Genomic DNA, 12,395 nt, shown 5'->3' with positions numbered 1-12,395 from the left:
GGCCTCGGGACTGTCCGGCCATGCGACCGCATGTCCCAGTTGAAGGGGGGCCGAAGCCTCGGATTTGTCCGGTTTTTTCGCCATGGGGGTCTCCGTTCCGCCCTCCCATAGCCAATCAGGGCCATCCCGTCACGGGATGCCTGCTGCAATCTCTGCGTTGTCCTTCCCTTGTCTCTCCTTGGCCTTTTCGCACCCGCGGCCTTGCGCTAGAAGCGGCGCCGAACGGTTGATCCAAAAAACACACGAGGAACCCATGACCGCCATCGTCGACATCATCGGCCGCGAAATTCTCGACAGCCGCGGCAATCCCACGGTCGAGGTCGACGTCGTGCTGGAGGATGGTTCGGTCGGCCGTGCCGCCGTCCCGTCCGGCGCGTCGACCGGCGCCCATGAGGCGGTCGAGCTGCGCGATGGCGACCGGGACCGCTATCTCGGCAAGGGCGTGCAGCAGGCGGTCGAGGCCGTCAACGGCGAGATCTACGAGGCCCTGAGCGACATGGCGGTGCAGGACCAGGTCCAGATCGACCAGATCCTGATCGAACTCGACGGCACGCCGAACAAGAGCCGGCTCGGCGCCAACGCCATCCTTGGCGTCTCGCTTGCCTGCGCCAAGGCGGCGGCGATCTCCTACGACATGCCGCTCTACCGCTACGTCGGCGGTGTCAATGCGCGCACGCTGCCGGTGCCGATGATGAACATTCTCAATGGCGGCGTGCATGCCGACAATCCGATCGACTTCCAGGAATTCATGATCATGCCAGTCGGCGCGCCGAGCTTTACGGAAGCCCTGCGCTGCGGCTCGGAAATTTTCCACACGCTGCGCGCCGAGCTGAAGAAGGCCGGCCACAACACCAATGTCGGCGACGAGGGCGGCTTCGCGCCGAACCTGCCGTCGGCCGATGCGGCGCTCGATTTCGTCATGAGCGCGATCGGGAAGGCCGGCTACACCGCCGGCGAGGACGTGATGCTCGCGCTCGACTGCGCCGCGACTGAATTCTTCAAAGACGGCAAATACGTCTATGGCGGAGAAAACAAGATCCGCTCGGGTTCGGAGCAGGCGAAATATCTCGCCGATCTCGCGGCCCGCTATCCGATCGTCTCAATCGAGGACGGCATGTCGGAAGACGACATGGACGGCTGGAAGGAGCTGACCGACCTGATCGGCGGCAGATGCCAGCTGGTCGGCGACGATCTGTTCGTGACCAATGTGGACCGTCTGGCCGACGGCATCCGCGCCGGCCGCGCCAACTCGATCCTGATCAAGGTCAACCAGATCGGCACGCTCACGGAGACGCTGGCTGCGGTCGAGATGGCCTACAAGGCCGGCTACACCGCCGTGATGTCGCATCGCTCCGGCGAGACCGAGGACTCCACGATTGCCGATCTCGCGGTCGCCACCAATTGCGGGCAGATCAAGACCGGCTCGTTGGCGCGCTCGGACCGCACGGCGAAATACAATCAGCTCCTGCGCATCGAGGAAGAGCTCGATGCCCAAGCCAAATATGCGGGCAGGGCGGCGCTGAAGGCGCTCGCCTGATTGGCGACGCATCGAACAGGGGAGGACGGCATGAGTGACGTGAGCCATGGTCTACAGCTGCGTTCACTGATCAAGTCGAGCGGCGAACTCGAGATCTCGCTCATCGACGTGCCGACTCCCGAGCCCGGCCCCGACGAGGTCGTGGTCCGGGTCGAGGCGACGCCGATCAACCCGTCAGACCTCGGCCTTCTGACCGGGGCCGCCGATCTGTCGACCATGCAGGCCTCCGGAGCCAAGGATCATCCGGTGATCACGGCCAAGGTGCCGGATGCCGGCATGCGAGCGATGGCCGGCCGGCTCGACCAATCCATGCCGGTCGGCAATGAGGGCGCCGGCGTTGTCATCAAGACCGGTTCGTCGGATGCCGCCAAGGCGCTGATGGGCAAGACGGTCGCCATGATCGGCGGCGCGATGTATGCGCAATATCGCTGCCTGAAGGTCGCGGAATGCTTACCCCTACCAGCAGGCGCGACGGCCGCGGAAGGAGCATCCTGCTTCGTCAATCCGCTGACTGCGCTCGGCATGACCGAGACCATGAAGCGGGAGGGGCACTCTGCGCTGGTGCACACCGCAGCCGCCTCCAATCTCGGTCAGATGCTGAACAAGATCTGCATCAAGGACGGCATTCCGCTGGTCAACATCGTGCGCAGCGCGGAGCAGGCGGAGATCCTGCGCAAGATCGGCGCCAAATACATCGTCGATTCCACGGCGCTTGATTTCATGGACACGCTGACCAACGCGCTGGTCGACACTGGCGCCACGATCGCCTTTGATGCGATCGGCGGCGGCAAGCTCGCTGGACAGATCCTCGCCTGCATGGAAGCCGCGGTCAACAAGTCCGGCAAGCAGCCCTACAGCCGCTACGGCTCGAGCGTGCACAAGCAGGTCTATATCTACGGCGCGCTCGATACCCGCCCGACGGAGATCACGCGCTCGTTCGGCATGGCCTGGGGCGTCGGCGGCTGGCTGCTGTTTCCGTTCCTGATGAAGATCGGACAGGCTGACATCCAGCGGCTGCGCCAGCGGGTGGTCGACGAGTTGAAGACGACCTTCGCCAGCCACTACACCAAGGTGGTGTCGCTCGCCGAGGCGCTCGATCCCGCGAACATCGCGACCTACGCCAAACGGGCAACTGGCGAAAAATTCCTCATCAACCCAAATAAAGATAAGTGACGTAACCTCCCCTCGGAGGCTTCGTCGGACTTGCGTTCCTGCGTCGGCCGGAGACAATCCGCAGCGCAAATGGAGGCAACGTGCCCGCGCCAAGGATGCGCGTGCGCCGCAAAAAAGCGGCTGAGGGGAGAATTCGCGATGACTGATCTCAATCGCCGTCAAGTTCTGACTGCTGCTGTACTTGCAGGAGCCGCGGGCGCGCTGTCGCCGCTCGCGCCGAGGGCTGCGCGTGCAGCGGTGTCGGCCGCAGGCACGCAGGCGCCGGGCTTCTACCGCTACAAGGTTGGGGACTACGAGTGCACGTCGATCAATGACGGCGCGCGCACATTCCCGATGCCCGACAAGTTCGTCACCAATCTTTCGAAGGACGAGGCGCTCGCGGCGGCCGATGCGGCCTACATGCCGAAAGGCATGGTGACGGTGCCGTTCAATCCGCAGCTGATCAACACCGGCTCGAAGCTGGTCCTGATCGACACCGGCAACGGGGTCGCCAATCTCGAGGCCAGCAAGGGCGCGGTCGGCCGCACGCTGCAAAACCTCACCGCCGCCGGCGTCGATCCCAAGAGCATCGATATCGTCGTCCTGTCGCACCTGCATCCCGACCACACCAACGGCATCAAGCTTGGCGACGGCTCGCTGGCCTTCCCGAATGCCGAGATCATGGTGCCGGCCAAGGACTGGGAATTCTGGGCCAGCGACGAGAACGCCGCCAGGGCGCAGTCCGACATGACGAAGAACTACTTCGCCAATGTGAAGAAGACTTTCTCCGGCCTTGAATCGAAGGTGACGAAATTCGATTGGGACAAGGAGGTCGCGCCCGGCATCACCGCGATCGCAACGCCGGGCCATACGCCGGGTCACACCTCCTTTGTCGTGGCTTCCGGCAATGCGCGCGTCCTGATCCAGTCCGACGTCACCAACATTCCGGAATTCTTCCTGCGCAACCCAGACTGGCATGTTGCATTCGACAACGATCCTGACCTGGCGCAGGCGACGCGGCACAAATTCTACGACATGGCTGTCGCCGAGAAGGCCACCGTGATCGGATTCCATTTCCAATTCCCCTCGATCGGCCATGTCGAGAAGGACGGCAACAGCTACCGCCTGATTCCCGCGCCGTGGAATCCGGTGATCTGAAACCGACGAACAGTTGCTGACGCGAGGCCGTCCCGACAGGGGCGGCCTCATTGTTTTTAAGCGGTGATCGCATCTTTTGTCCGGGCGTGCCGAGGTCTATCTAACGCCCATCGGAAATTGACCGGACTTTTGCATGTCGCCTGATCCTTCGCCCGCCAGCGCCAACCTGTCCAACTGGCGCACGGTGCCTTATAGCCGCCGGGCATTCCACAACATCCGCGCGATCCTTCCCGTGGCCGACATTGAAAGCGCGCCCGGCAGCGCGTGGCCGCTGCCCGCGCGGCCAATCGGCTTCGACGATTTTGCCCTGAAGCTGCCGAACGGATCGAAGCTGGATCTGCAGGGCTTCCTCAAGGCCACCGCCACGGACGGGCTGATCGTCCTGCATGACGGCCGGATCGCCTTCGAGTTCTACGATGGCGGGCTGGATCGCGAGACGCCGCACATCCTGATGTCCGCGACCAAGTCGATCACCGGCCTGATGGCAGGCATTCTGGCAGATCGGGGCGAGCTTGATATCGAGGCCGAGGTAACGACCTACGTGCCTGAAATCGCCGCGACCGCCTATCGTGGCGCGACAATCCGGCAACTCCTGGACATGCGCACCGGCGTCGTGCTCGACGCCGCGGGCTTGCAGGCCTATGCCGATGCGAGCGGCTGGGAGCCGCTCGCTCCGGGCACATCGGCTGATCTGCACAGCTTCTATGAGACGATGCGGGCGCAGGCGAAACCGCATGGCGGACCGTTCGCGTACGTGTCGGCCAACACCGACCTGCTCGGCTGGGTGGTCGAGCGCGCCACGGGTCGCAGCTTCGCCAGCCTGATCGGCACGCTGTTGTGGAAGCCGCTTGGCGCGAGCGGGGAGACCTACATCACCGTTGACGCCAAGAGCGCCCCACGCTGCACCGGCGGCTTCTGCGCGACGTTGCGCGACTTTGCCCGTCTCGGTCAGCTCGTGCTCTCGAACGGCCGGCGCGACTCCAACCAGATCATCCCGGAAGGCTGGATCGCCGACATCAGGCACAATGGCGATGCCGAGGCCTGGCGCGAAGGCCAATGGCGCGACAGCTTCGCCGCGATCAGCAAGAACATGCATTATCGCAGCGGCTGGTACGTCATCAATGACGCGCCGCAGCTGCTGTTCGCGATGGGCATTCACGGCCAGAACCTGTTCGTCGATTCCGTCAATAACCTCGTCATCGCGAAGGTCTCGTCGTGGGCGCAGCCGGTCGAGCCGCAATCGATCTGGTTGACGCACAAGGCGGTGGCCGAATTCGCCCGCTGCATCGCCGAGATCGCGCCGGCTTAGGAACGCGACCCGCAACGACCGCTTACCTCGGGAATGCGCAACGGTTCGTTTCCGGAAACGCTGCGTTTCCAGAGCGGCATGTTCATGCACTTGCATCTTTCAACCGATGCCGATTAATTGCGGCGACCCCGCTTTGTTCAGAAGGACCCACTCATGGCCTCTCCGCATTCCATCGTCACGCTGGTCGGCAGCCTGCGCAAGGAAAGCTTCACGCTGAAGATTGCCAACGCCATGGCCAAGCTGGCGCCGGCGAGCCTCAGGCTCGACGTCACCACGCTGCACGATCTGTCCTTCTTCAATCAGGATCTTGAGGCCAATCCGCCGGCGGACTGGCTGGCGCTGCGCGAGAAGCTGCAAAAATCGAGCGGCGTGCTCATCGTCACGCCCGAATACAACCGCTCGATCCCGGGCGTGCTGAAGAACGCGATCGACGTCGCCTCGCGGCCCTATGGCAAGAGCTCGTTCCTGGGCAAGCCGATCGGCATCGTCTCGAACTCGCCGGGGCCGCTCGGCGGCGTGTCGGCCGCCAAGCATTTGCAGAACATCATGCCCGGCATCTCCGGTCCGATCATGGGGCAGCCGGAGATCTATCTGAACGGCGTCGGCGATGCCTTCGATGACAAGAGCGAACTGACCAAGGATTCGTTGAAGGCGGTGCTGCTGCAGTATCTGGATGCGTTTGCCGCCTTCGTGGAAAAGCAGAACAGGTAAGGCGTGTAGCTGTCATTCCAGGGCGATGCGAAGCATCGAGCTATCGAGCTATGGTGCGCAATTGCGCACCTGAGAATCTCGAGATTTCCGGGTCCGGTCCTTCGGACCGTCCCGGAATGACAGAGTAAGGCCGGGCGATGTCCCTGCCGCTCGCAACAGGTGCGATCCTTAAGTGCTCCTTAACCAAGCCGCCGCATCCTGCGGCCCATGGTCTCCCGCGCACGCCTCAAATCCTTCCTGACCGGGCTCGCCCTCTACACGATGGCGGCTGCGATCATCGGCTATTTCGGCATCAACGCCTATACCGGGCGCTATGGCCTCACCGCGCGCCAGGAACTCGACCAGGAGATCATCGCGCTGACCTCGGAGCTGGCGCGGCTGAAGCAGGAGCGCGCGGAGGGCGAGAAGCGGGTGGCGCTGCTGCGGTCCGATCGCGTCGATCCGGATATGCTGGATGAGCGGGCACGCTACCAGCTCGATTATGCCAATCCGCACGATCTGGTCCGGATGAACAATCCGAGGTAACCTGCGCGTCCTGCCTGATGCCACCCCTCGAGAGGGGCCGCGTTCGGCCGGCCTGTCGTTTCCGAATTTGACGCAGATCAAGCGGAGCTGGACAGGGCTGCCATACCAATGGCTCTGGGAGGAGCGCCAAACGCGATGAACAAGCGTGAGCTCGTGCGGCACGCCGCGCAGGTCGAGGCCGCGATCGCGTCCGGTCACGCCGCGAAGTCAGCCGTGGTCGCGTCATGGTGCCGCTCGTCCCGATTCCATCAGCTCGATCCCGCCGGGAACCGACCGCCGCTCAGGCTGACGGATGCCGAACTTGCGCGGGCGCGTGAGGCGGCTGCGCCGCTGCTGCAGGCGGCCCGGCCTGTCATGGACCGGCTGCATCAGGCGGTGGGAGCGACGGGCTGTTGCGTCCTGCTGGCTGCGGAGCATGGCGTTCCGGTCGATCGCCGCGGCGCCGCGGCCGACGATGCCACCTTTGCATCCTGGGGCCTCTGGACCGGCGCGATCTGGAGCGAGGAATACGAAGGCACCAACGGCATCGGCACCTGCCTGGTCGAGAAGCGGCCGCTGACGATCGATCGCGACCAGCATTTCTTCACCCGCAACACGCTGCTGAGCTGCACCGCCTCGCCGATCTACGATCAGGATGCGAAGCTCGCCGGCGTGCTCGACATCTCCTCCTGCCGCGCCGACCGCACCGAAGGCTTCGCCGACCTGATCACGCTCGCCGTCAGCGAGGCAGCGCGCCGCATCGAGGCCGAGATGTTCAAGGCCGCTTTCTCGAAAGCGAGGATTGTCCTGGTCCCTGCGCCAGATGGTCAGGGAGGAGGGCTGCTTGCGGTCGATGCCGACGACCTCGTGATCGGCGCCACGCGTGCGGCGCGCGTCGCCTTAGGGCTTGCGTCCGATCGGGCCTTTCAGCCAATGCCGGCGGCCGATCTGCTGTGCGGGCCGGGCGCCGGGCTGGAGCAGCTCGGCGATGTCGAGCGCGGGGTGCTGCAGCGCGCGCTGCTGCGGGCACAGGGCAATGTCTCGGCGGCCGCCAAGGCGCTCGGCGTCAGCCGCGCCACGCTCCACCGCAAGCTGAAGCGGTTCGGCCTCAACACGCACTGAACTGCGGCACATCTTTCGCGGTCCGTCGAGCGCAGCCGCGAGACGACTGGGATGTCGCCTGACCCGCGCACAACCGGCTCCTCATCGCTGAGCAAAGCAAAACTGTCGCAAATCTGAGACAGTTCCCGTCTGTCGGCCGCCATGCCCGGGCTGACAGACGAGCCCTCCCGCGACATCGTTCGTCACGTCGCTCGCGACACGAACAGCCCCTGCAAATCCTGATCGAAGACAGCTTTGCCGGGCCGCGCGCAGCAACGAACGATGCAACAAACAATGGGAGTAGACACGCCATGAACAAGCCGGAATTCCTGACTCCGACCACCGTGCCGTTTGCCGAACGCTATGACAATTTCATCGGCGGCAAATGGGTCGCGCCGCATTCGGGCAAATATTTCGACAACGTCTCGCCGGTGACCGGCCAGGTTGTCTGCAAGATCGCGCGCTCGGATGCCCATGACGTCGAAGCCGCGCTCGATGCGGCGCATGCCGCCAAGGATGCCTGGGGGCGCACCAGCGTGGTCGAGCGCGCCATCGTCCTCAACCGCATCGCCGATCGCATGGAAGCCAATCTCGAGCGTCTCGCGGTCGCCGAGACCTGGGACAACGGCAAGCCGATCCGTGAAACCCGTGCCGCCGACGTGCCGTTGGCGATCGATCACTTCCGCTACTTCGCAGGCGTCGTGCGTGGCCAGGAGGGGACTCTCGCCGAGATCGATCAGGACACCGTCGCCTATCACTTCCATGAACCGCTCGGCGTGGTCGGTCAGATCATTCCCTGGAATTTTCCGCTGCTGATGGCGTGCTGGAAGCTCGCGCCGGCGCTCGCCGCCGGCAACTGCGTGGTGCTCAAGCCGGCCGAGCAGACGCCGGCCTCGATCATGGTCTGGATCGACCTGGTTGCCGATCTGCTGCCACCCGGCGTCCTCAACATCGTCAACGGATTCGGTCTGGAAGCCGGCAAGCCCTTGGCCTCGAGCCCGCGGATCGCCAAGATCGCCTTCACCGGCGAGACTACGACGGGCCGGCTGATCATGCAATATGCCAGCCAGAACCTCATTCCGGTGACGCTCGAGCTCGGCGGCAAGTCGCCCAACATCTTCTTCAAGGATGTCGCGGCCGAAGACGACGATTTCTTCGACAAGGCGATCGAAGGCTTCGTGATGTTCGCGCTCAACCAGGGCGAGGTCTGCACCTGCCCGAGCCGGGCGCTGGTGCACGAAGACATCTTCGACCGGTTCATGGAGCGTGCGCTGGGCCGCGTCGCCGCCATCAAACAGGATGATCCGCGCAATCCCGCGACCATGATCGGCGCGCAGGCCTCGAACGAGCAGCTCGAAAAGATCCTCTCTTATATCGACATCGGCAAGCAGGAAGGGGCGAAGCTGCTCGCCGGCGGCAAGCGCGCGGAGCTCGGCGGCGATCTCTCAGGCGGCTTCTATGTCCAGCCCACCGTGTTCCAGGGCAACAACCGGATGCGCATCTTCCAGGAGGAGATCTTTGGGCCGGTGGTCTCGGTGACGACCTTCAAGACCGACGATGAGGCGCTGGCGATCGCCAACGACACCCTCTACGGCCTGGGTGCCGGCGTCTGGAGCCGCGATGCCAATCGCTGCTACCGCTTCGGCCGGGCGATCCAGGCGGGCCGGGTCTGGACCAACTGCTATCACGCCTATCCGGCGCACGCGGCCTTCGGCGGCTACAAGCAGTCCGGCATCGGGCGCGAGACCCATAAGATGATGCTCGACCACTACCAGCAGACCAAGAACCTGCTGGTCAGCTACAGCCCGAAGAAGCTGGGCTTCTTCTAAAGGCGCGTTTTTCTCCCTGACTGGACCCGGCGGTATTGCGCGATGAGCGTGATACCGCCGCTTTTTTATTGGCGTTCGCCGCCGACAGAGGGACCGGCTGCGATCTGCCGCTATCTTGAGCAATTGAATATCGCCGGCGGCCAAGAGTCTTTTCAAAACTTTCTTCTGCGCTGCACTGCGGCATAGCAAAGTTTTTGCCGCGTAACGGCAATCCTTCCACCCCGGTTTGAGTTGGGATAGAGAGGGCCGGTTCACTCTTCCTCCCTTTGAAGCCCGGAATCGCTATGGCCGCACCCGCCGCACCTAAGAAAAGCGCAGCAAAAGACGTCAACGCGGACAAGGGAAGCGGGCCCCCGCCGGAATTTACCAGAGAGCAGGAACTGACGGCGCTGCGCGACATGCTGCTGATCCGCCGCTTCGAGGAGAAGGCCGGCCAGCTCTACGGCATGGGCGCCATCGGCGGCTTCTGCCATCTCTATATCGGCCAGGAGGCGGTCGTCGTCGGCATGCAGATGGCGCTCAAGCAGGGCGACCAGGTCATCACCGGCTATCGCGATCACGGTCACATGCTGGCGACCGGCATGGACGCCAAGGGCGTCATGGCCGAGCTCACCGGACGCCGCGGCGGCTACTCCAAGGGCAAGGGCGGCTCGATGCACATGTTCAGCATCGAGAAGCAGTTCTACGGCGGCCATGGCATCGTCGGCGCACAGGTCTCGCTGGGCACGGGCCTCGCACTCGCCAACCGCTACCGCGGCAATGACTCGGTGGCCATCGCCTATTTCGGTGACGGTGCCGCCAACCAGGGCCAGGTCTATGAGAGCTTCAACATGGCCGAGCTCTGGAAACTGCCGGTGGTCTATGTGATCGAGAACAACCGCTATGCCATGGGCACCGCGGTGACCCGCGCGTCGGCGCAGACCGACTTCTCCAAGCGCGGCATCTCCTTCAACATTCCCGGCGAGCAGGTGGACGGCATGGATGTCCGCGCGGTCAAGGTGGCCGGCGAAAAGGCGGTGGCCTGGTGTCGCGAGGGCAAGGGCCCGTACATTCTTGAAATGCAGACCTACCGCTATCGCGGTCACTCGATGTCGGATCCGGCCAAGTACCGCACCCGTGAGGAGGTCGAGAAGATCCGCACCGACCAGGATCCGATCGAGCAGGTGCGCAACCGCCTGCTTGCGGCCAAGGTCAGCGAGCAGGACCTGAAGGCGATCGATGCCGATGTGCGCAAGATCGTCAACGAGGCCGCCGATTTCGCGCAGGCCGATCCGGAGCCCGATGTCTCGGAGCTCTACACCGACGTCTATCGCTGAGCTTTAGCGCGCAAGCTGTTTTTCCGGAGCTAATATGCCAATCCAAGTTTTGATGCCCGCGCTTTCGCCGACGATGGAGAAGGGCAACCTCGCCAAATGGCTCAAGAAAGAGGGCGAGCCGATCAAGTCGGGCGACGTGATCGCCGAGATCGAGACCGACAAGGCCACCATGGAAGTCGAGGCGACCGACGAGGGCACGCTCGGCAAGATCCTGATCCCCGAAGGCACCGCCGATGTCGCGGTGAACACGCCGATCGCGACCATCCTCGCCGATGGCGAGAGCGCGGCCGATCTCGCCAAGGCACCGGCGCCCGAGATGAAGGCCGCGCAGTCGGCCCCGCCGGCCGCGGCGGCTGCCATGCCCGCTTCACCGGCTCCGACCGGTGTCGCCGCTCCGCAGAGCGTCGCCGAGCCCGATCCTGAGGTGCCTCCCGGCACCGAGATGGTGACCATGACCATCCGTGAGGCGCTGCGCGACGCAATGGCTGAAGAGATGCGCCGCGACCCCGATGTCTTCATCATGGGTGAGGAGGTCGCGGAATATCAGGGCGCCTACAAGGTGACCCAGGGCCTGTTGCAGGAGTTCGGTGCCCGGCGCGTGATGGATACGCCGATCACGGAGCACGGCTTCGCCGGTGCCGGCGTCGGCGCGGCGATGGCCGGCCTGAAGCCGATCGTCGAGTTCATGACCTTCAACTTCGCCATGCAGGCGATGGACCAGGTCATCAACTCCGCGGCCAAGACGCTCTATATGTCCGGCGGCCAGATGGGCTGCTCGATCGTCTTCCGCGGCCCGAACGGCGCGGCCGCGCGCGTCGCCGCCCAGCACAGCCAGGACTATTCGTCCTGGTACTCGAACGTTCCGGGGCTGAAAGTGATCGCGCCGTTCTCGGCCGCCGACGCCAAGGGGCTCTTGAAAGCTGCGATCCGCGATCCCAATCCGGTGATCTTCCTCGAGAACGAGGTGCTCTACGGCCATTCCGGCGAGGTGCCGAAGCTCGACGACTACGTGATCCCGATCGGCAAGGCGCGGATCGCGCGTTCGGGCAAGGACGTCACCATCATCTCCTGGTCGAACGGCATGACCTATGCGCTGAAGGCTGCCGACGAGCTCGCCAAGGAGGGCATCGAGGCCGAGGTGATCGATCTGCGCACTCTGCGTCCGATGGACACCGAGACCATCGTCGCGTCGGTGAAGAAGACCGGCCGCGCGGTGACGGTGGAGGAAGGCTGGCAGCAGAGCGGCGTCGGTGCCGAGATCGCGGCGCGCATCATGGAGCACGCCTTCGACTATCTCGATGCGCCGGTTGCGCGCGTGTCCGGCAAGGACGTGCCGATGCCCTATGCGGCCAATCTGGAGAAGCTCGCGCTGCCTTCGGCTGCCGAGGTCGTGCAGGCCGCAAAAGCCGTCTGCTACAGGTAGCAGCGAGGAAGCCAACATGGCCGGACCCAAGGAGCAGCCGTTGCCGCCCGACGTCATCGGCCGCGAGGACGCCACCGAAGTGTTGCGCGCCTTCGTGCTCGACGGCGGGCTTTCGATCGCGTTCCAGCGCGCGTTCGAGGAGCCTGACGTCTGGGGCCTTTTGCTGGTCGACGTGGCCCGCCACGCCGCGCGCGCCTATGCGCGCGAGACCGAGATGTCCGAAGACGAAGCGCTGTCGCGCATCGTCGAAATGTTCGAAGCCGAGCTGGCTCGGCCGACCGATATGGGCACCACCACCCCCAGGTCGAAACAAGGTCACTGATCATGCCGATCAATATTCTGATGCCCGCTTTGT

At 64.2% G+C, this 12,395-nt stretch carries 11 protein-coding genes; all 11 read left to right on the top strand.

Translation table 11 applies throughout. The annotated features are described in order from the left end of the window. Positions 1-253: 253 nt before the first annotated feature. The 11 genes from eno to BRAS3843_RS10625 all read left to right on the top strand — a co-directional run bounded on the left by eno (position 254) and on the right by BRAS3843_RS10625 (position 12,362). Positions 254-1,537, top strand: coding sequence for a phosphopyruvate hydratase (gene eno, locus BRAS3843_RS10675; RefSeq protein ID WP_008968874.1), 1,284 nt, complete (start codon positions 254-256; stop codon positions 1,535-1,537). 30 nt (positions 1,538-1,567) lie between these two features. Then, positions 1,568-2,710: a zinc-binding dehydrogenase gene (locus BRAS3843_RS10670; RefSeq protein ID WP_008968873.1), complete on the top strand. Its 1,143-nt coding sequence runs from the start codon at positions 1,568-1,570 to the stop codon at positions 2,708-2,710. A gap of 138 nt (positions 2,711-2,848) precedes the next feature. Further along, the gene (locus BRAS3843_RS10665; protein WP_008968872.1) at positions 2,849-3,847 is read left to right on the top strand and encodes an MBL fold metallo-hydrolase; all 999 of its coding nucleotides are present in this window, start codon (positions 2,849-2,851) and stop codon (positions 3,845-3,847) included. Between the two features lie 133 nt (positions 3,848-3,980). After that, a complete protein-coding gene (locus BRAS3843_RS10660; RefSeq protein ID WP_008968871.1) occupies positions 3,981-5,156 on the top strand; it encodes a serine hydrolase in 1,176 nt (391 codons plus the stop codon). A gap of 153 nt (positions 5,157-5,309) precedes the next feature. Further along, positions 5,310-5,867 carry an NADPH-dependent FMN reductase gene (locus BRAS3843_RS10655; RefSeq protein ID WP_008968869.1) on the top strand — a complete coding sequence of 186 codons (558 nt, stop codon included), beginning with the start codon at positions 5,310-5,312 and terminating at the stop codon, positions 5,865-5,867. Positions 5,868-6,074: 207 nt separating this feature from the next. Next, a complete protein-coding gene (locus tag BRAS3843_RS10650; RefSeq protein WP_008968867.1) occupies positions 6,075-6,392 on the top strand; it encodes a septum formation initiator family protein in 318 nt (105 codons plus the stop codon). Positions 6,393-6,527: 135 nt separating this feature from the next. Next, a complete protein-coding gene (locus BRAS3843_RS10645; RefSeq protein ID WP_008968866.1) occupies positions 6,528-7,493 on the top strand; it encodes a GAF domain-containing protein in 966 nt (321 codons plus the stop codon). Positions 7,494-7,783: 290 nt separating this feature from the next. Next, positions 7,784-9,301: an aldehyde dehydrogenase gene (gene adh, locus BRAS3843_RS10640; RefSeq protein WP_008968865.1), complete on the top strand. Its 1,518-nt coding sequence runs from the start codon at positions 7,784-7,786 to the stop codon at positions 9,299-9,301. 284 nt (positions 9,302-9,585) lie between these two features. Next, positions 9,586-10,617: a pyruvate dehydrogenase (acetyl-transferring) E1 component subunit alpha gene (gene pdhA / locus BRAS3843_RS10635; RefSeq protein WP_008968864.1), complete on the top strand. Its 1,032-nt coding sequence runs from the start codon at positions 9,586-9,588 to the stop codon at positions 10,615-10,617. A 34-nt stretch (positions 10,618-10,651) separates the two neighbouring features. Beyond that, positions 10,652-12,040, top strand: coding sequence for a pyruvate dehydrogenase complex E1 component subunit beta (locus BRAS3843_RS10630; RefSeq protein ID WP_035981369.1), 1,389 nt, complete (start codon positions 10,652-10,654; stop codon positions 12,038-12,040). Positions 12,041-12,056: 16 nt separating this feature from the next. Next, on the top strand, positions 12,057-12,362 hold the full coding sequence (locus tag BRAS3843_RS10625; RefSeq protein ID WP_008968862.1) for a DUF5076 domain-containing protein: 306 nt from the start codon (positions 12,057-12,059) through the stop codon (positions 12,360-12,362). Positions 12,363-12,395 lie beyond the last annotated feature (33 nt).

Origin of the sequence: Bradyrhizobium sp. STM 3843 (assembly GCF_000239815.1) — a bacterium.
Classification (GTDB): Bacteria; Pseudomonadota; Alphaproteobacteria; order Rhizobiales; family Xanthobacteraceae; genus Bradyrhizobium.
This window is presented reverse-complemented; position numbering and strand designations above follow the sequence as displayed.